At 70.7% G+C, this 20,284-nt stretch carries 12 protein-coding genes; 6 read left to right on the forward strand and 6 right to left on the reverse strand.

From position 1 onward, the window contains the following. Positions 1-33 precede the first annotated feature (33 nt). Positions 34-2,817, forward strand: coding sequence for a PAS domain-containing protein (locus PQS31_RS04595; protein ID WP_272761501.1), 2,784 nt, complete (start codon positions 34-36; stop codon positions 2,815-2,817). Positions 2,818-2,845: 28 nt separating this feature from the next. Here the strand turns inward: PQS31_RS04595 and PQS31_RS04600 are convergent, their stop codons facing one another. Beyond that, complete coding sequence (locus PQS31_RS04600; RefSeq protein WP_272761502.1) at positions 2,846-3,559, reverse strand: glutathione S-transferase; 714 nt, start codon at positions 3,557-3,559, stop codon at positions 2,846-2,848. Between the two features lie 176 nt (positions 3,560-3,735). On the opposite strand from PQS31_RS04600, the gene clpB reads away from it, so the two are divergent. The 3 genes from clpB (at position 3,736) to PQS31_RS04615 (ending at position 8,420) form a co-directional block, all read left to right on the forward strand. Continuing rightward, entirely contained in the window at positions 3,736-6,333 is a 2,598-nt protein-coding gene (gene clpB, locus PQS31_RS04605; RefSeq protein WP_272761503.1) for an ATP-dependent chaperone ClpB, read from the forward strand. Positions 6,334-6,569: 236 nt separating this feature from the next. Further along, positions 6,570-7,469, forward strand: coding sequence for a TIGR01777 family oxidoreductase (locus PQS31_RS04610; RefSeq protein WP_272761504.1), 900 nt, complete (start codon positions 6,570-6,572; stop codon positions 7,467-7,469). An 81-nt stretch (positions 7,470-7,550) separates the two neighbouring features. Then, the gene (locus tag PQS31_RS04615) at positions 7,551-8,420 is read left to right on the forward strand and encodes a GyrI-like domain-containing protein (protein WP_272761505.1); all 870 of its coding nucleotides are present in this window, start codon (positions 7,551-7,553) and stop codon (positions 8,418-8,420) included. Positions 8,421-8,430: 10 nt separating this feature from the next. Here the strand turns inward: PQS31_RS04615 and PQS31_RS04620 are convergent, their stop codons facing one another. From PQS31_RS04620 to PQS31_RS04635, 4 genes are all read right to left on the reverse strand, one after another. Beyond that, on the reverse strand, positions 8,431-9,186 hold the full coding sequence (locus PQS31_RS04620; protein ID WP_272761506.1) for an NAD-dependent protein deacylase: 756 nt from the start codon (positions 9,184-9,186) through the stop codon (positions 8,431-8,433). Positions 9,187-9,188: 2 nt separating this feature from the next. Beyond that, a complete protein-coding gene (gene ybaL / locus PQS31_RS04625) occupies positions 9,189-10,919 on the reverse strand; it encodes a YbaL family putative K(+) efflux transporter (RefSeq protein ID WP_272762107.1) in 1,731 nt (576 codons plus the stop codon). A gap of 470 nt (positions 10,920-11,389) precedes the next feature. Further along, positions 11,390-13,792 (reverse strand): TonB-dependent receptor, encoded by a 2,403-nt coding sequence (locus PQS31_RS04630; protein ID WP_272761507.1) that lies wholly within the window; start codon positions 13,790-13,792, stop codon positions 11,390-11,392. 175 nt (positions 13,793-13,967) lie between these two features. Further along, positions 13,968-16,367 carry a TonB-dependent receptor gene (locus tag PQS31_RS04635; RefSeq protein WP_272761508.1) on the reverse strand — a complete coding sequence of 800 codons (2,400 nt, stop codon included), beginning with the start codon at positions 16,365-16,367 and terminating at the stop codon, positions 13,968-13,970. 185 nt (positions 16,368-16,552) lie between these two features. On the opposite strand from PQS31_RS04635, the gene PQS31_RS04640 reads away from it, so the two are divergent. Together PQS31_RS04640 and PQS31_RS04645 are read left to right on the forward strand one after the other, a co-directional pair. Next, positions 16,553-18,499 (forward strand): ABC-F family ATP-binding cassette domain-containing protein, encoded by a 1,947-nt coding sequence (locus tag PQS31_RS04640; RefSeq protein WP_272761509.1) that lies wholly within the window; start codon positions 16,553-16,555, stop codon positions 18,497-18,499. A gap of 185 nt (positions 18,500-18,684) precedes the next feature. Then, positions 18,685-19,377, forward strand: coding sequence for a hypothetical protein (locus tag PQS31_RS04645; protein ID WP_272761510.1), 693 nt, complete (start codon positions 18,685-18,687; stop codon positions 19,375-19,377). 21 nt (positions 19,378-19,398) lie between these two features. Here PQS31_RS04645 and PQS31_RS04650 read toward each other — a convergent pair whose 3' ends face one another. Next, on the reverse strand, positions 19,399-20,280 hold the full coding sequence (locus PQS31_RS04650; protein ID WP_272761511.1) for a LysR substrate-binding domain-containing protein: 882 nt from the start codon (positions 20,278-20,280) through the stop codon (positions 19,399-19,401). Positions 20,281-20,284 lie beyond the last annotated feature (4 nt).

The following is a 20,284-nucleotide window of genomic DNA, read 5'->3' on the forward strand; positions in this document are numbered from 1 at the left end:
TGGGCCACGCGCCCGGGCCACTGCGAGATCTCCTTGAATCCATCGGACACCACTGCGCGCGCCCTCGAGCGCGACACCGAGCGCATGCAGCTGGCACGCGATGCCGGCGCCATCGTCGGCACCTGGTTCTGGGACGTCGCCCATGACCGCCTGACGGTGGACGAGGCGCTGGCGGTCGCGTTCGGCCTCGACCCGGCCGCGGCGCGCGATCCGCTTCCGCTCGAGCGGGTGCTGACGTCGGTGCACCCCGATGATGTCGCGGGATTGAAGGCGGCGATCACCGAGGCGATCGGCCGCGGCGGCCGCTACGCGCACGAGTACCGGACCCGGGGCATGGACGGTGCCTACCGCTGGATCGAGGCGATCGGCCGCGTCGACCTGGATGCGGACGGGCACGCACGGGACTTCTCGGGCGTGCTGATCGACGTCGACGAACGCCGCCAGCTGGCCCACGAGCGCGACCAGGCGCAGACGCTGCTGCGTTCCTTCGTCGACGCGGCGCCGGGCGTGGTCTACGCCAAGGACCGTCAGGGCCGGCTGCTGATCGGCAACCGGGCCACGAGCGAACTGATCGGCCGGCCGCCGGAGGCCTACATCGGCCGCACCGATGCCGAAGTCCTGGGCGATCCCGCCCAGGCGGCCGCGGTGATGGCGACGGACGCACGCATCATGGCCAGCGGCCGGGCCGAGCAGATCGAGGAGGTCGTGGATTTTCCGGATGGACGCCGGGCGTGGTGGCTGTCGACCAAGGCGCCGCTGCGCGACGCCGACGGTCGGGTGGTCGGTCTGGTCGGCACGTCGCTCGACATCACCGACCGCAAGCTGGCCGAGGCCCGCCATCTCGAATTCGAGGAGCGCTATCGTCTCGCCGCCCGCGCGACCAACGATGCGATCTGGGACTGGCGCATCGCCGACGGCCAGGTGATCTGGAGCGAGGCCGTGACCACGCTGTTCGGCCATGCCGTGACCGAGACCGATGCGCAATGGTGGCTGGATCGGGTCCATCCCGATGATCGCGCCCGTGTCGATGCGGGCATCCATGCGGTGATCAACAGCGCCGGGACGGCCTGGACCGCCGAGTACCGCTTCCGCCGTGCCGACGGCGACTATGCGGTCGTGCTCGATCGCGGCACCGTGCTGCGCGGCAGCGAGGGCGAGCCGGTGCGCATGATCGGCGCGATGCTCGACCTCACGGCCAGCAAGGCGGCCGAGGCCGCGCTGGCGCGGAGCGAGGAGCGCCTGCGTCTGGCGACCGACGCCGGCGACATGGGGTTCTGGGACGTCGACCCGGTGCACGACACCCTGATCTGGTCCTCGCGCACACGCGCGATGTTCGGCGTGTTCGGGGACGGGGACGTCACCCTGCGCGACTTCTACGACGGCCTCCATCCGCAGGACCGGGGCGCCACGGCCGCGGCCTTCGATGCCGCGATCGATCCCGACCGGCGCGCGTTCTACGATGTGGAATACCGCACCATCGGCAGGGACGACGGCGTCGTCCGCTGGGTGGCCGCCAAGGGCCGCGGCCTGTTCGAGGGCGAGCGCTGTGTGCGCGTGCTGGGCGTGACCATCGACGTCACCGAGCGCAAGCGCGACGACGCGCGTCTGAAGGAACTCAACGAACAGCTCGAGAGCCGGGTGCTGGCGGAAGTGGCCGAGCGCACGCGCGTCGAGGACGCGCTGCGCCAGAGCCAGAAGATGGAGGCGGTGGGCCAGCTGACCGGCGGCATCGCCCACGATTTCAACAACATGCTGGCCACGGTGATCGGCCCCCTGGACCTGCTGGCCAAGCGTCTGGGGGATGCCGATCCGCGCGCCAAGCGCTACGTCGACATGGCCATCGACGGCGCCACCCGGGCCGCGCGACTCACCCAGCGTCTGCTGGCGTTCTCGCGGCAGCAGCCGCTGCAGCCGGTCACGGTCGAGGCCAATCGCCTGGTCGAGGGCATGTCCGATCTGCTGGTGCACGCACTCGGCGCCAGCGTGCGGCTGGAGATCGTGCTGGCGGACGATGCCGGGTGGATCCACGTCGACGCCAACCAACTGGAGAACGTGATTCTCAACCTCGCCGTCAACGCGCGCGACGCGATGCCGGGCGGCGGCCGTCTGACGCTGCGCACGTCGCGCACCGGCCACGACCCGGCGGCCGAGACCGACGTGCCGCCGGGCGAGCACGTCCTGATCGCCGTGACCGATACCGGCAGCGGCATGTCGCCGGACGTGCTGGCCCGGGCGTTCGATCCGTTCTACACCACCAAGGGCGTCGGCAAGGGCACGGGGCTCGGCCTGTCGCAGGTCTACGGCTTCGTGCGCCAGTCGTCGGGCCACGTGCGGATGCGCTCCGAGCCCGGGCAGGGCACGGTCGTCTCGCTCTACCTGCCGGTGCACCCGGCACCGTCCGATCCGGCCGTGGCGACCGAGGCCGCGCCCGAGACGGCGCGGGGACAGGGCGAGTGCATTCTCGTCGTCGACGACGAACCCGGGGTGCGCCGCTTCTCCGTCGAGGCGCTGCGCGAACTGGGCTATACCGTACTCGACGCCGACGGCGCCGCCGGCGCGCTGGAGCGGCTCGATGCGCATCCCGAGATCGCGCTGCTGTTCACCGACGTGGTGATGCCCGAAGTCAACGGCCCCCAGCTCGCCGAGGCCGCACTGCGGCGCCGGCCGGATCTGAAAGTGCTCTTCGCCACCGGCAACAGCCGCAATACCCTGGTCCGCGACGGGGTGCTCGAACCCGGCGTCCAGCTGATCGGCAAGCCGTTCACCGTCGACGCGTTGGGCACACGCGTGCGCGCGGTGCTCGCCGCCGAGGCCTGAGCACCGCGGCGGCGGCCGACACCGGCCTTCAGTCGCCGGCGGGGCCGTCGAGTTCGGGGTAATGACGGAAGATGCCCTGGGTGTTGAACGCCAGCCGGCGATCGGAGTCCAGATAGGCCGCGATGCCGGGCCGGTCGGCCACACGGCGCTCCAGGGCACGGAGCCGGGCCAGTCGCGGCGCCAGCGCGGCCATCGCGCGCGGATAGGCGTAGTCCAGCCCGCGTATCAGCTGGAACAGGGACAGATCCACATACGAATGCCGGCCCAGCGCATGGCCGGCGCCGGTGGCGAGCACGTCCTCGAAATAGCCCAGGAACTTCGGCAGACGCTGCGCGCGCAGGTCGGCCGCGCGGCGCGCCGCCGCGTCCTGCTGGGCCTCGTAGTACTCGGCGCTGGCGATCGGATGGTGGCTGTCGTGGATCTCGGTCACCAGGTCGGCGATCGTGAGCTGCAGCTGCAGGGCCTGCAGGCGCGCCGCCTCGTCCGCGGGCACGAGATCGAGCTCCGGCCCCAGGGCGTGGAGGATGTTGGCGACCTGGGCGATCACCCGCGTGCCGGTCACCAGGAACGGCGGCGCGAACGGGCGCGGACCGTCGCGCTCGCCGTCGAGAAACGGCTGCAGGGCGGCGTCGCCTTCGACGCGCGCGACATCGACATAGGCGGCGCCGGCGTCCTCGAGCGCCAGCCGCACGAACTCGCCGCGTCCCTGGATGCCGGTCCAGTAGTAGAGCCGGTAGGTCATGGTGCACTCCGGGCGGAAGACGCCCGCAACGCTAGGCCCGTGACCGCGAGCCCGGGGTGAGGGCGGCGGCAGGATTCCGTCAAAACCGGGCCCGCACCGCTTGCAACACGCCGTCTCGACCGCATGTTGCGGACATTGCCGGCACCGCCGGCCCCAACGTTCCGAGGAGTTCCGCCATGCGGATGGACAAGCTCACTTCGCGCTTCCAGCAGGCCCTGAGCGACGCGCAGTCGCTGGCGGTCGGGCGCGACCACAACGTCATCGAGCCGGCGCACCTGCTGCTGGCGCTGCTCGACCAGCAGGGCGGCGGCACGCGGCCGCTGCTCGGCCAGGCCGGCGTCAACGTGCCGGTGCTGCGCGAGCGGCTGGCCGAGGCGCTCGAGCGCATGCCCAAGGTCACCGGCCAGGCCGGCCAGCTGTCGGTCGGCAACGATCTCTCGCGCCTGCTCAACGTCACCGACAAGCTCGCCCAGCAGCGCGGCGATGCCTTCATCGCTTCCGAGCTGTTCGTGCTCGCCGCGCTCGACGACACCGGAGACGCCGGCAAGGCGCTGAAGGCGGCCGGCGCCGACAAGGCGCGGCTGGAGGCCGCGATCGCCAAGGTGCGCGGCGGCGAGAGCGTGAAGGACGAGAACGCCGAGGACGCGCGCCAGGCGCTGGAGAAGTACACGATCGACCTCACCGCGCGCGCCGAAAGCGGCAAGCTCGATCCGGTGGTCGGCCGCGACGAGGAAATCCGGCGCACGGTGCAGGTGCTGCAGCGGCGCACGAAGAACAATCCGGTGCTGATCGGCGAGCCGGGCGTGGGCAAGACCGCCATCGTCGAAGGCCTGGCCCAGCGCATCGTGAACAACGAAGTGCCCGAGGGCCTGCGCGGTAAGCGCGTGCTGTCGCTCGACATGGGCGCGCTGATCGCCGGTGCGAAGTACCGCGGCGAGTTCGAGGAGCGCCTGAAGGGCGTGCTCAACGACCTGGCCAAGAACGAGGGCCAGATCATCCTCTTCATCGACGAGCTGCACACGATGGTCGGTGCCGGCAAGGCCGACGGCGCGATGGACGCGGGCAACATGCTCAAGCCCGCGCTCGCCCGCGGCGAGCTGCACTGCATCGGTGCGACCACGCTCGACGAGTACCGCAAGTACGTCGAGAAGGACGCTGCGCTGGAGCGTCGCTTCCAGAAGGTGTTCGTGGGCGAACCCAGCGTCGAGGACACCATCGCCATCCTGCGTGGCCTGAAGGAGCGCTACGCGGTGCACCACGGCGTGGAGATCACCGACCCGGCGATCGTCGCCGCGGCCACGCTGTCGAACCGCTACATCGCCGACCGCCAGCTGCCCGACAAGGCCATCGACCTGATGGACGAGGCGGCGTCGCGCATCCGCATGGAGATCGATTCCAAGCCGGAAGAACTGGACCGCAAGGAGCGCCGGCTGATCCAGCTCAAGATCCAGCGCGAGGCGCTCAAGAAGGAAAAGGACGCCGAGTCGAAGCAGCGCCTGGCCGATCTGGAAGCCGAGATCGGCACGCTGGAGCGCGAATACAACGATCTCGAGGAAGTGTGGAAGGCCGAGAAGGCCACCGTGCAGGGCGCGACGAAGATCAAGGAGCAGATCGAGGCGGCCAAGCTCGACCTCGAATCGGCCCAGCGTACGCAGGACTACGCGCGCATGAGCGAGATCCAGTACGGCCGCCTGCCGGAACTCGAGAAGCAGCTCAAGGCGGCGCAGGAAGCCGAGACCACCGGCTTCACCCTGCTGCAGGACAAGGTCACCGCCGAGGAGATCGCCCAGGTGGTCGCGCGCTGGACCGGCATTCCGGTCAGCAAGATGCTCGAGGGCGAGCGAGAGAAGCTGCTGGCGATGGAGTCGCAGCTGCACACGCGCGTGATCGGTCAGGACGAGGCGATCAAGGTCGTGTCCGATTCGGTGCGCCGCTCGCGCGCCGGCCTGTCCGATCCCGACCGGCCGACCGGCTCGTTCCTGTTCCTCGGCCCGACCGGCGTCGGCAAGACCGAACTGTGCAAGGCCCTGGCCGAGTTCCTGTTCGACAGCCAGGACGCGATGGTGCGCATCGACATGAGCGAGTTCATGGAGAAGCACTCGGTCGCGCGCCTGATCGGTGCGCCGCCGGGCTACGTCGGCTACGAGGAAGGCGGCTATCTGACCGAAGCCGTGCGCCGTCGTCCCTACAGCGTGATCCTGCTCGACGAGGTGGAGAAGGCGCATCCGGACGTCTTCAACATCCTGCTGCAGGTGCTCGACGACGGCCGCCTGACCGACGGCCAGGGCCGCACGGTCGACTTCCGCAACGTGGTCATCGTGATGACCTCCAACCTCGGCTCGCACCAGATCCAGGAGATGAGCGAGCGCGGCACCGATGCCGACAGCCCGGAGGGCTATACGCAGCTCAAGGCGGCGGTGATGGCGGTGGTGCAGTCGCATTTCCGGCCGGAGTTCATCAACCGGCTCGACGACATCGTGGTGTTCCACCCGCTGCAGAAGGCGCAGATCCGCGAGATCGCGAAGATCCAGATGCGCGGGCTGGAAAAGCGGCTGGCCGAACGCGGCCTGCGTATCGAAGTGTCCGAGAAGGCCTTCGACCTGCTCGGCAACGTCGGCTTCGACCCGGTCTACGGCGCACGCCCGCTCAAGCGCGCGATCCAGCAGCAGTTGGAGAACCCGCTGGCCTCGCGCATCCTCGCCGGCGAGTTCGCCAGCGGCGACACGATCGTCGTCGACGCGGCGGGCGGCGAGCTGGGATTCGCCAAGCGCTGATCGGGCGTCCTCCGCCGCGCCGGCCCGCCCGGCGCCGGCGGGGGGCGACGACGACGGGATGTGGCACGGCCTGCGGTGCCGGGTTCCTGAGGGGACGCGCGGGCCGCGTCGCCCGAGGGGACCACGGGTGCGACACCAAGCGCGCGGCGCGCGCCCGCTCGAAGCCGGCGTCGTGACGCGCTCGTACTGCGGTGTCTGAAAGCATGCAGGCTTCGGGTGGAACCCACGGGGGCGCGATGCACATCCTCATCACCGGCGGCAGTGGCTTTCTCGGCGGCGCGCTGACCGAACGTCTGCGCCGCGAGGGCGCCGACGTCACCTGGTTGTCGCGCCGCGGTTCGACGCCGGCGCCCGAGGGTGTGGAGGTCCGCACCTACAGCCAGTTGTGGGCCGACGACCGCTTCGACGCGGTGATCAATCTGGCCGGCGCCGGCATCGCCGACCGCCGCTGGAGCGACGCACGCCGGCAACAGCTGCGCGACAGCCGCCTGATACCGACCCGGGTGGTCACCGACTGGATCCGCTCCGCGCGGGTGCCGCCCAGGGTGCTGCTCAGCGGCTCGGCGATCGGCTGGTACGGCGCGCAGGGCGATGTGCCGCTGGACGAGACCAGCGCGCCGCGCGACGAATTCCAGCATCGCCTGTGCGCGGACTGGGAGCAGGCGGCGTGCGTGGTCGAGGACCGCGTGCCCGTGGTGCGGCTGCGCACCGGCGTGGTGCTGCACCCCGCCGGCGGCATGCTGCAGCGCCTGCGGCTGCCGTTCGCTCTCGGACTCGGCGCGCGCCTCGGCGACGGCCGCCAGGTGCTGAGCTGGATCGCGCGTGAGGACTGGGTCGCGGCCACACTGTCGCTGCTGCACGCGCATCTCGACGGCCATGCGAACGCGCCGACCGGCGCCTTCAACCTCACCGCCCCCGAGCCCGTCGACAACGCGCGCTTCACCCGGGCTCTGGCCGACGCGCTGCGCCGCCCGGCGCTGCTCGCCGCTCCCGCGCGCGTTCTGGCGCTGGGCCTGGGCGACATGGCCACGCTGCTGGTCGACGGCCAGCGCGTGCTGCCCGCGCGGCTGCAGGCGCGTGACTTCGCCTTCACCTGGCCGACGCTGGAGCCGTACCTGGACGACGTACTGCGCTGAGCGACGACTGCGCAGGATCGGGTACGACGGCCGCAGGGAGCGGCGGGATACTGCGCTCGACCCCGCCGAGCGCCGCCCGCCATGAAAGCCGACACCCGGACCCGCCTCGCCCCCCGTATCGCCGCCGTGGCCGGGCTGTTGCAGGACAGCGTTGCCGAGGGCGCCGCGCTGCCACCGCTCGAAACCCTGGCGCGCCGGGCCTGCCTGTCGCCGTTCCACTTCCATCGGGTCTGGCGTGCGATGACCGGTGAACCCCTGGGGCGGACGGTGACCCGGCTGAGGCTGTCGCGCGCGCTGCAGCTGCTCGCCGCGGGCGAGACCGTCACCCGCGCCGCGCTGGCCGTGGGCTACGCCAGTCCCCAGGCGCTGGCGCGCACGTTCCGGCAGACGCTCGACATCACGCCCGCGGCGTTACGTGGACAGTCCGCGCGCGCGACCGCGTTGCTGGACCGCCTGCAACCGCCGTCGCGTCCGGCATGCGAGCCGCTGCGGGTGGAGCGGGTCGAGGTCGCGCCGTTCGAGGTCGTGGCGCTGCGGGCGCGTGGGGCGTTCGACGATCTCGATGCGGCCTTCGGGCGCCTCGTCGGCTGGGCCGAAGCGGCGGGTGCGGGCGACGGCATCGAAGCGTTGATCGGTCTGCCGCTGGGGGATCACCGCGATCTGCCGCCGCATGCGCTGCGATTCGAGGCGGCGCTGCGCGTGCCGGTCCCTGGGGCCGTACCGCGCCCCTTGCGCCGGCTGACGATCGGCGGCGGCCGCTATGCCCGCGTACGCCACGTGGGCGCGTATTCGGGGCTGGAAGACACGACCGACCGCCTGCTGGCGCAGTGGTGGCCCGGCAGCGGCGAGCGCCTGCGCGACGCGCCGCTGCACTATCACTTCCTCGACGATCCCGAGCAGGTGGCCGACGCCGATCTGCGTGCCGACATCCTGTTGCCGCTGGACGACTGAAACAGCGTGCTCAGGGCGCGAGGAGGCTGCGCGGATCGCCCGGCGTCCGCCGCAGTCGCACCCGCAGGCGAGCCATGCCCGCGCTCGCGACGAGGGGCCAGTGCGCGGTGGCCTGCAGCGACAGCGGCGTCGGCTGCGGATTGATCTCCAGCACCGGAACGCCGGCGTCCAGTGCGCGCGCCGGCAGGCCGGCGGCCGGCCAGACCAGCGACGAGGTGCCGACGACGATCAGCAGATCGCAGGCGTCGATCGCGGTTTCGGCCGCGGTCCAGGCAGCGGTCGGCAGCGCTTCGCCGAACCAGACGACATCCGGACGGAACGCGGCGCCGCAGGCGGCGCAGACCGGCGGCGGTTCGCGTGTGCCCCCGTCCGGCGGCGCCGGCGCTGCGAGAATCGGATCCGGTGCCACGCGTGCGCCGCACGCGATGCAGCGCGAGGCCAGCAGACGGCCGTGCAGGTGGACGACGTCGCGCGCGCCGCCGCGCTCGTGCAGATCGTCGACGTTCTGGGTCACCACGGTCACCGCATGGCCGTCGTCGACGAGCGCGGCCACGTCGCGGTGCGCGGCATTGGGTGCGGCCGCGGCGACCATCGCCGCGCGCCAGCGGTACCAGCCCCAGACGAGCGCGGGTTCGGCGCGGAACGCCGCTTCGGTCGCCAGCCGCTCGGCATCGAAACGCGCCCAGAGCCCGGTCAGCGCGTCGCGGAACGTCGGGATGCCGCTTTCGGCCGAAATGCCGGCGCCGCTGAGTACGACGAGTCGCATCGTCAGGCGGGGCGCGCGGCCTCGAGCGGTGCGGATTCCGCGCGCACCGGGCGGAACGGCGGTGTCGACATCACCATCTCGGCCAGCGAATACGCCAGTTCGCGCTCGGCCAGCACCGTGCCGTCGGCGCCGTGCTCGAGCAGATGACGCACCTCGCCGTCGCTGTGCGCACGCGCGAGGACGGTCAGCGCCGGGTTGATCGCCTTCATGCGTTCGATCGCCTCGCCGGCTTCCAGCGCCTGCGGAATCGCGAAGATCGCCAGCGCCGCGCGCTCGGGCGCGGTGTCGAGCATCACCGGTTCGGACGCGATGTTGCCGCGCACGACCACCAGGCCGCGCTCGCGGCCGCGCCGCACCAGTTCGTTGTCGTCCTCCACCACCACCAGCGGCACGCCGCGCGCATGCAGCAGCTCGGCGAGCTGCCGGCCCACGCGGCCGTAGCCGACGAGAATCGCATGGTCGCGCATGGCCTCGGGCACCACGTGCTCGGGCGGCAGCGGCGCCGCGTGTTCCGCCGCGGCGGCGCGCGCGGCGAGTTCCTGACGGGCCTGCCAGCGGTCGAGCCAGGCGAACAGCAGCGGGTTGACGACGATCGACAGCAGCGCGCCGGCCAGCACCAGGTCACGGCCGGTTTCCGGCAGCAACTGCAGTGCGACGCCGAGGCCGACGAGAATGAAGGAGAACTCGCCGATCTGGGCCAGGCTCATCGAGATGGTCAGCGCGGTCGAGCGTGGATGCTTGAACAGCCGCACGATCCAGTACGCGGCGATCGACTTGCCGACGGTGATGATCAGGAACGTCGCCAGCACCTGCCACGGGTGCTCGACGACGATCATCGGGTTGAACAGCATGCCCACCGAGACGAAGAACAGCACCGCGAACGCATCGCGCAGGGGCAGCGAATCGTTCGCCGCCTCGTGACTGAACTCCGACTCGTTGAGCACCATGCCGGCGAAGAACGCGCCGAGCGCGAACGACACGCCGAACAGCGTCGATGCACCGAAGGCCACGCCCAGCGCGATCGCCAGCACCGACAGTGTGAACAGCTCGCGCTGCCCGGTGCCGGCGATGCGTTCGAGCACCCAGGGAATCACCCGCCGGCCGACCAGCAGCATCACCGCGACGAAGGCGGTGACCTTGATCAGCGTCCAGAGAATCATCAGCACGATCGCACCGCTGCCCGGACCGGCGTTCTCGCCGCGGCTGTCCTGGATGGCGGCGAGCACTGGCAGCAGCACCAGCGCCAGCACCATCACCAGGTCTTCGACGATCAGCCAGCCGACGGCGATCTTGCCGCGGCGGGTGTCCAGCAGCCGGCGTTCCTCCATCGCGCGCAGCAGCACCACGGTACTGGCGACCGACAGCGCGAGACCGAACACGAAGCCGCTGACCATCGGCCAGCCCATCAGCCAGGCCAGGATCCAGCCGAGCACCGTGGCCACGGCGATCTGCGCGAGCGCGCCGGGGATGGCGATGGACTTCACGTCCATCAGATCCTTGACCGAGAAGTGCAGGCCCACGCCGAACATCAGCAGCATCACGCCGATCTCGGCGAGCTGGTTGGCGAGATCCTGGTCGGCGACGAAGCCGGGCGTGAACGGGCCGACCAGGATGCCGGCGATCAGATAACCGACCAGCGGCGACATCCGCAGGCGGTTGGCGAGCGCGCCGAACACGAACGCCGTCACCAGGCCGACGGCGACGATATTGATCAGGTCGGTGTTGTGCGGCATCGGGGGCATGGCGCCGGAACTGGTCGTGCAGTGTCGCCGACGCGTCGCGACAGGGGCAAGCCGCAGGCGCGCGCGTTCTGCGTCGAACGGTCGCAATGGCGAGCGGAACGGACGGGAATGGTCGCGAATGTGCCGGTCGACGGTCCCGGTGTCGCATCGAAGCCGCGTGTCAGGGCGTCGCACATGTGCACGGCCTGGCATCCCGCGACTTCGCTCGCAATGTGTCCGGCCGCGCAGCGAACGTCGATCGATGGCCGCGCGCGGCCGGGCCGGCGAGGGCGGCCCGGCGCAGGTTCCGCCGCCCCGGCACGACGCCCCGCGCATGCGGGCGCACACCGGAACGGGCGCCGCTGCCCGCGCGGCATCGACGCGTTTGGATCCGTTGCCGCGCCGTGCTCCGAATGCGCCAGCGCCCGGGACGACGATGCCCCGGCAGGCCGGGGCATCGAAGCGCGGTCAGCGGGCGCCGATCACCAGGTGTAGGCGATCTTCGCGTAGGCGAACGCACCGCCGAAGCCGAACGGCGAGAGGTTGCTGTAGGGGAACTGGCCGTTGGTCGAGTTGCCGAAGATGTTCTCGTCCGGATACGCGTTGAGCACGTTGTCCGCGCCCAGCGTCAGCGCCCAATGGTCGCCCGGCTTGAACGTCGCCGACACGTCCACCAGCCACTTCGCGCCGTATTCCTGGTCGAGTGCCGCGTTGTTGGGCGTGGTGCGCACGCTGCCGTAACGCGTGGTCGCCAGCGCGAATGCCCAGTCGTCCACGTTCCAGGTGCCCGACAGCAGCAGCTTGTTGCGCGGGAAGCCGTCCTCGATGCGACCGATCTCGACGCGATCGATGCGTTCGAGGTTGAGCCCGTTCTGGGTCAGCGCGGCGGGGTTCGGCGCGATGCGGGTGATCTCGGTCCTGGTGTGGTTGTAGCCGGCGGTCAGATCCACGCTGCTGGCGGCGAGATCCCAGCGGTAGCTGCCGACGACGTCGATGCCGCGGGTGCGGGTGTCGATGGCGTTGGTGAAGTAGCGACCCCCGGTGATGCCGAAGATGCCCTGCGATTCGAGCAGGCGACGCACGGCGTCACCGGTGAGGTTGGACGACAGCGCGATACGGTCGTCGACGTCGATCTGGTAGGCGTCGACGGTGATGTAGAGCGCGTCGGCCGGCTGCAGCACCAGGCCCAGGCTGTAGGACAGCGATTCCTCGGGCCGCAGCGCCTCGGCGCCGAACGCCTGCGCGACCGGGCTGCTGGCGGGGAACGTGCGGATCTCGAACGGCGTGGTGATGCCGGGCAGGAACGTCGTGCTGACGGTCTGGAAATACTGCTGCGCCAGCGACGAGGCGCGGAACCCGCTCGACACCGTGCCGCGCAACGCGACCGCGTCGCTGAACGCGTAGCGTGCCGAGAGCTTGCCCGAGACCTGGCTGCCGAAGTCGTCGTAGTCCTCGTAGCGCGCGGCGGCGCCGGCCGAGAACGTTTCGGTGAGGTCCGCTTCCAGGCCGGCGTAGACGGCATAGCTGTCGCGGTCGTAGGCCCCGGCGACGTTGGGCGCGAAGCCGCCGAACCCCTGCGCGCCGGCCGCCGCGCCGGGCACGCCGAGGCCCGCATTGGCGTACGAGCCGAACTCGCCCGGCGACTGGTTCCACTTCTCGTTGCGCGCCTCCACGCCGAACGACAGCGTGGCCGGATACGCCAGGCCGAGTTCCAGCGGACGGCTGACGTCGAGATTGACGATGTTCTGCGTGGTCTCCAGCGCGCCGTCGTAGAACGAGGTCGGCGAGCTCGCGCCCAGGCTCGCGTTGAGCGTGTTGCGCGTATAGAACTCGAGGTGGTTGTAGCCGTAGTTGTAGCTCAGGTCCCAGTTCCAGTCGCCGGCGAAGCCCTTGAGGCCGGCGACCAGCGAGCGGTCCTTGGAGATGTTGTTGATCTCCGGCAGGAAGCCGTCGGGATAGAGGCTGCGGATGTTCTGCGTGGTGTTGCCCGGTGCGCGGAAGAACGCGAACGAGGTGATGTCGCGATTGCTCGCGGTACCGAAGCCGTAGAGGCGCAGGCGCTCGGTCAGGGCGAAGTCGGTGTTGAAGCCGACGGCGCCGAAGTCGACCTCCGGTTCGCCGATCACGAAGGCCTTCTGGCCGAGCGCGGGCTGGGTGGGGCCGGGCGTGCCGGCGAATGGACGCGCGCGGTTGGTCTCCGCCTGCTGGCCGAGCTGCGCCGACAGGTGCAGGAAGCCTCGGTCGTCGCCGAGCGACAGCCCGGTGTCGCCCGCGATCTGGGTCTGCTTGCCGTCGCCGGCCGAATACTGGCCCGCACTCAGCGACAGGCTGCCGCCCTGCGACGCGCCCTTGAGCACCACGTTGACCACGCCCGCGATGGCATCGGAGCCGTATTGCGCCGAGGCGCCGTCGCGCAGCACTTCGACGCGTTCGATCGCCGACACCGGGATCGTGTTGAGGTCCACGGGCGCCGAACCGCGGCCGATCGTGCCGTTGAGGTTGAGCAGCGAGGACGTATGGCGGCGCTTGCCGTTGACCAGCACCAGCACCTGGTCGGGTGCGAGCCCGCGCAGCTGCGCCGGGCGGATCGCCGAGGTGCCGTCGGTCAGGGCCGGACGCGGAAAGTTCAGCGAGGGCAGGGCGCGCGCGAGCGCCGTGGCCAGTTCGGTGGTGCCGGTGGCGGTCAGCGCCTCGGACGTGATGATGTCGATCGGCGATTGCGACTCCGCCACGGTGCGGTCCGCCACCCGCGTACCGGTGACGATCAGGGTGTCGAGCGTGGAGGTGCGCGCCTGCGCATCGCCGGGGGCCTGCTGGGCGACGGCGGCGGTCGGAACGGCCAGGGCCGCGACGACGGCGAGGCTGAGACGGTGGGAACGGAGCATCGGGGGCGACCTGTTGTTGGAAACGTAGGCCGCGGATTGGAGCGTGTTGTCCTGAAATCGTCAATGATCATAAAAACGCGATTCGATCGTTCCCGATTTGGAACAAACAAGCGGAGTACGGACACGACGACGCCCCGGCAGCCGGGGCGTCGACGTCCGCCGGACCGGCCGGCGCCTACCAGCGGTAGGCGACATTCGCGTAGACGAAGGCGCCGTTGAACCCGAACGGCGAACTGCCGCTCCACGGCAGCTGGCCGCCGGTCGAGTTGGCGAACAGCACCTCGTCCGGATACTGGTCGAGCACGTTGTCGCCGCCGACGGTGAACGTCCACTTCTCGAGCGAATACGAGAGCGCGAGATCGAGCGTCCAGGCCGCATCGAAGGTCTGGTCGAGCGCGGCGGTGCTGCCACGCACGGTGAACTCGCCGTAGCGTGTGGCATTGGCCGTCGCCTCGAACCCGCCGACGGTCCAGGTGCCGCCGATCAGCACCTTGTCCCGCGGCGCGCCGACCTCGAACCGGCCGCGTTCCACCCGGTCGAAACGCACGGCGGCCGGGTCGATCGCGGCCAGCGTGGCGGGATTGTCGGCCACCCGGTCGATCGTGGTCTTGTTGTAGTTGTAGCCCAGGGTCAGGTCGAGCTGGCTGTTCGCCAGCGCCCAGCCGTAAGTGCCGACGAGGTCCACGCCGCGGGTGGTGGTGTCGATGGCATTGGTGAAGTAGCGGCCGCCGCCGACACCGGCGAATCCGTTCGCCTGCAGATAGTTGCGCACCGGCGCCGAGGTCAGATTGGCCGACAGCGAAATGCGGTCGTCGACCTCGATGCGGTAGGCGTCGACGGTGACGTAGAGGTTCTCCACCGGCTGCAGCACCAGGCCCAGGCTGTAGTTGGTCGACTCCTCCGGGCGCAGCGGCTCGGCGCCGAGCGCGATCGCGGCCGGGTTGGTCACGCGGAAGGTCACGATGTCGAACGGCAGCGTGCCCTGGGGCGTGGCGATGAAGTTCGTCGCGGTCGACTGGAAGTACTGCTGCTGCAGCGAGGGCGCGCGGAAGCCGGTCGAGGCGGTCGCGCGCAGGGCGATGGCATCGGTGAATTCGTAGCGGCCGGAGATCTTGAAGTTGCTGGTGTCGCCGAAATCGCTGAAGTCTTCGTAGCGCCCGGCCACGCCCAGCGACAGCCGGTCGGTCAGATCGGCCTCCAGGCCCGCATAGAACGACAGCGCGTTGCGGTCGAAATCACCGCCGTCGCCGGGACGGAAGCCCGAAAACACCTGCGCGCCCGGCAGTGGCGTGGTCTGGCCCGGGGCCACCACGCCGCCATTGGCATACGACAGCGGCTCGCCGGCCGACTGGATGAAGCGGTCGCCGCGCCATTCGGCGCCGTAGGACCAGGTCACCGGATACGCGAGGCCCCAGTCCAGCGCCTTGCTGAAATCCAGGTTCAGCACGTGCTGCCGCACCTCCAGCGCACCGGCGTAGAACTGCGTCGGCGAGCTCGGCCCCAGGCTCCGGTTGAGCGTGTTGAGGATGTCGAACGTCATCTCGCTGTCGCCGTAGGTGTAGCTGAAATCCACCGCGGTGCCGCCTGCGGTCTCGGCCTTCAGGCCGGCGGTGACGTGATGGTCGGTGGTGACGTTGTTGATCTGCGGCAGGAAGCCGTCGGGATAGATCGACGGAATGTTGCGCGGATCGCCTGCGGGGCGGAAAAAGCCGTTGGAGAGCGAATCGCGTCGGGTGTAGAGGCCGGTGCTGTAGAACTGCAGGGCGTCGTTGACCGGCAACTCGGCGTTGAAGGTCACCGAGCCGTGGTCGACTTCGGGATCGCCCTGGCGCTGCACGACGCGGCCGAGCGGTGCGGTGGTCGGGCCCGGCGTGCCGATGAAGGGCCGCGCGCGGTTGGTCTGGTCCTGGTGCGCGCCCTGCGCCGACAGATGCACGAAGCCGTCGTTGCCGACGCCGAAGCCGGCATCGGCCAGCAGCTGGTATTGCGCGCCGTCGCCGGCGCTGTACTGGCCGTAGCGCGCGGACACCCCGCCGGTGCCGGCCCGCCCCTTGAGCACGATGTTGATCACGCCGGCGATCGCGTCCGAGCCGTACTGGGCCGACGCGCCGTCGCGCAGCACCTCGACGCGTTCGATTGCCGAGATCGGAATGGTGTTGAGATCCACCGGCGACGAGCTGCGGCCCTGCGAGCCGTTGACGTTGACCAGCGCGCCGGAGTGATAGCGCTTGCCGTTGACGAGCACCAGCACGTGGTCCGGTGACAGGCCGCGGATCTGCGCCGGGCGCACGGCGTCGGTGCCGTCGTTGATCGCCGGGCGCGGGAAGTTCAGCGACGGCAACGCGCGCGACAGCGCCGTCGCCAGTTCCGGCGTGCCGGTGGCGGTCAGTGTTTCGGGGGTGAGGATGTCGATCGGCGACTGCGATTCGGCCACGGTGCGGTCGGCGACCCGGGTGCCGGTGACGATCAGCGTGTCGAGCGTGGTGGCGCGGGCCGGTGCGGCGTCCTGGGCGAGGGTGACGCCGGCGGGTGCCAGAGCGACGAGAAGGGCGACGGCGAGGGGACTGCGGAACATGCACGGACCTCCGGAAGGTGGGAGCGGCGAACGCCGGGCGGCGTTTTACGATCCATTAACACCCGGTGTTGCGCTGCGCAAATGTTTCATTCGTCACCGTCGGGCGGCGCCGATCCCCCGCGTCCGCACGCGGTGGCCGGCGCGCCCACCGGCCCCGGCGGGCGGCCTCCGGTAGAATTGCGCCCATGATCTCTTTCAAGAATTTCGCCCTTCGGCGCGGCGAACGCCTGCTGCTGTCCGAGATGGACCTCGCCCTGCACGCCGGCTGGCGCACCGGCGTCGTCGGCCGCAACGGCACCGGCAAGTCCTCGCTGTTCGCGGCCGTGCGCGGCGAGGTGGAGGCCGACAAGGGCGATCTCGATCTGCCCAACCGCGTGCGCGTGGCCAGCATCGCCCAGGAGCTGCCGTCGCTGCCCGATCCGGCGATCGACTTCGTGCTCGGCGGCGATGCCGCCGTGGCCGCGGTGCTCAAGGCCGAGGCCGACGCGCTGGCCGCCGAAGACTGGGAGGCCGTCGCCGAGGTGCACCTGCGCATGGCCGAAGTCGGCGCCTACGACGCCGGTGCGCGCGCGGGCAAGCTGTTGCACGGCCTGGGCTTTCCCGCCGAGACCCACCAGCGCGCGGTCGCCACGTTTTCCGGCGGCTGGCGCGTGCGCCTGAACCTGGCGCGCGCGCTGATGACGCCGAGCGACCTGCTGCTGCTCGACGAGCCCACCAACCATCTCGATCTCGACGCGGTGCTGTGGCTTGAACAGTGGCTGCTGAAGTACCCCGGCACGCTGCTGCTGATCTCGCACGATCGCGAGTTCCTCGACAACGTCTGCACCCATACCCTGCACCTGCACGGCGGCAAGGCCAAGCTCTATACCGGCGACTACACCGCCTTCGAGCGCCAGCGCTCGGAACAGTTGCGGCTGCAGCAGATCACGCACGAGAAAACCCAGGCCGAACGCGCGCACCTGCAGAAGTTCATCGACCGCTTCAAGGCCAGCGCGGCCAAGGCCAAGCAGGCGCAGTCGCGGGTCAAGCGCCTGGCCAAGATGGCCGATACCGAGGCCGTGCGCGCAGAGCGCGAGGTGCGGATCGATTTCCCGCAGCCGGTCAAGCTGCCGCACGCGCTGCTGCGGATCAATCATGGGCGTTGCGGCTATGCCGCGACGGCCCGGGATTCGGGAGTCGGGAGTCGGGAGTCGGACGCGCACGGCGCGTCTTCGAATCCCCAATCCCCCATCCCCAATCACGAAATCACCATCCTCGACAACGTCGGCTTCGGCCTCGAGGCCGGCGACCGCATCGGCCTGCTCGGCCCCAACGGCGCCGGCAAGTCGACCCTGGTCAAGACCCTGGTGGGCGACCTGCCGCTGCTCGCCGGCGAACGCTACGCGCATCCGGACCTGCGCATCGGCTACTTCGCCCAGCACACGGTGGAATCGCTGGTCGCCGGCACGTCGCCGATCGACCATCTGCGCGAGCTCTCGCCGAACGTGGCTACCCAGGCCTTCCGCGACTTCCTCGGCAAGTGGAGCTTCCCGGGCGACCGCGCGTTCGAGAGCATCGACGGCTTCTCCGGCGGCGAACGTGCGCGCCTGGCGCTGGCCCTGATCGCCTGGCTGCAGCCCAACGTGCTGCTGCTCGACGAGCCGACCAACCATCTCGATCTCGAGATGCGCGAGGCGCTGGCCGAAGCGCTGAGCGACTTCCCCGGCGCGATCGTGCTGGTCTCGCACGACCGGCATCTGATCGGCCTGGTCAGCGACACCTTCTGGCGTGTCGCCGACGGCGCGGTGATCCCCTTCGACGGCGATCTCGACGAGTACGCCGCGTGGCTGCGCGCGCGCGGCAATGCCGGCGAACTGCGCACGCCGACCGCCACGCCGGCCGCGGCCGCGCCGCCGCCTGCGGCCGAGCCGGCCAGGCCGAAGGCCAAGGCCAATCCGCACAAGCTGCAGAAGGCCGAGGCGCGGGTGGCGGAACTCGAACAGTCGCTGTCGGACATCGAGGCGGCGCTGGCCGATCCCTCGACCTACAGCGATGCCGCCAAGGCCGCCGAACTGGGCCAGCGCCAGGCCGCGCTGCGCGCGGCGCTGGAGCAGGCCGAGGGCGATCTGCTGGCGCTCTACGACGCCGCCTGAAGCGGAGCGGCGCGCGCATCGCGGCGCATCGCCGGGTCCGGGTCCGGAGCGTGCCGCGTACCGGACCGCGCACCGCGCGCCGCGCGCGGATCTCCGTCGGCGCGGCGGCGCCCGGCACCGTGGAGTCACAGGGCGACGCGGTCCGCGGATTTGCGCCATCCGGCAACGCCCGGTACTTTGCGGGCATGACCATTCCACGCCTGATCCCTGTTCTCGCCGCCGCGCTCGCGCTCGCCGCCTGCGGCGCCGACGAGCCCGCCGCCCCTGCCGGCCCGGCCCCGGCCAACCCCACCGCCGATGCCGCCGCTGCGGCGGCCGCGGCCGATGCGGCGCGCGAACGCGTGCCCGCCGACGAATTCCTCGCCGCGATCGCACGCCATTGCGGCGAAGCGTTCGCCGGCCGCATCGTCGCCAACGAGCCGGCACCGGCCGCCGACGCGCCGCCCGATCCCTTCGAGGGCAAGGAACTGGTGATGCACGTGCGCGGCTGCAGCAACAAGGAAGAGGAGCTGCGCATTCCGTTCCATGTCGGCGACGACCATTCCCGCACCTGGATCCTCACCCGCACCGAATCCGGCCTGCGTCTGAAGCACGACCATCGCCTCCCCGACGGCAGCGACGATCCGGTGACGATGTACGGCGGCGACACCCAGAACGCCGGCACCGCCCAGCGCCAGGAATTCCCGGTCGATGCCGAGTCGATCGCGATGTTCGAGCGCGAGGGCCTGTCCGCGTCGGTCACCAACACCTGGGCCATGGAGATCGACCCGGGCCAGCGTTTCGTCTACGAGCTCAGCCGGCCCGGCGGGCGCAAGTTCCAGGTCGAGTTCGACCTGACCCGCACGGTGGCCGCGCCGCCGACGCCCTGGGGCTACTGATCCCGATGACGCCGGCGCCGCTCAGCGGCCCGGCGTCAGTGCGCCCTGTGCCTGCAGCCAGAGGCGCAGCTGTTTGACAGGCTCGCGCTCGCGGCGCGAGCGCAGCCGGGTCAGCCAGTAGCGGCCCAGCTCGATGCCGATGTCGAAGGGCTGCAGCAGCCGGCCTTCGCGCAGGTCCCGCTCGAACATCGCCAGTGGCACCAGCGCGACCCCCGCACCGGCAGCGGCGGCGCCGGCCAGGGCGAGCGACGAGTCGAACACCGTCCCGCGCGCTTCGACGCCGCGCACCCCGGCCGCCTCGCACCAGCGCGGCCATTCGTCCTCGCGGTAGGAGCGCAGCAGCGGCAGCCTCGCCAGGTCCTGCGGCGTGCGCAGGCGATGCGCGATCGACGGCGCGCAGACCGGTGCGAACCGCGTGTCCGCGATCGGTGTGCAGTGCAGGCCCTGCCAGTCGCCGTCGCCGAAGCGAATCACCGCATCCAGGCCTTCGCTGGCCTGGTCGATGCGGTTGTTGTGCGTGGACAGCCGCAGTTCGATGCCGGGGTGGGCGGCCTCGAACTTCGGCAGACGCGGCAGCAGCCAGCCGTTGACGAAGGTGCCCACCGCGCCCAGCGTCACCACGTCGCGGCGCGCAGTGGAACTGGCGCGGTTGACCGCGGCCGCGATCCGGTCGAAGGCCTCGTTGAGCACCGGATACAGCGCGATGGCCTCGTCGCTCAGGGCCACGCCGCGCGGCAGTCGATGGAACAGGCGGATGCCCAGCGTCGCTTCGAGCCCCCGGATCTGATGGCTCAGCGCGGCCTGGCTGACATGCAGCTCCAGCGCGGCGCGTGTCAGGTTCTGGTGGCGCGCGGCTGCCTCGAAGGCGCGCAGGGCGTTGAGCGGCAGGTGCGGTCGGGCCATGTGG

The sequence above is a fragment of the Luteimonas sp. BLCC-B24 genome (genome assembly GCF_028550595.1).
GTDB lineage: Bacteria > Pseudomonadota > Gammaproteobacteria > Xanthomonadales > Xanthomonadaceae > Luteimonas.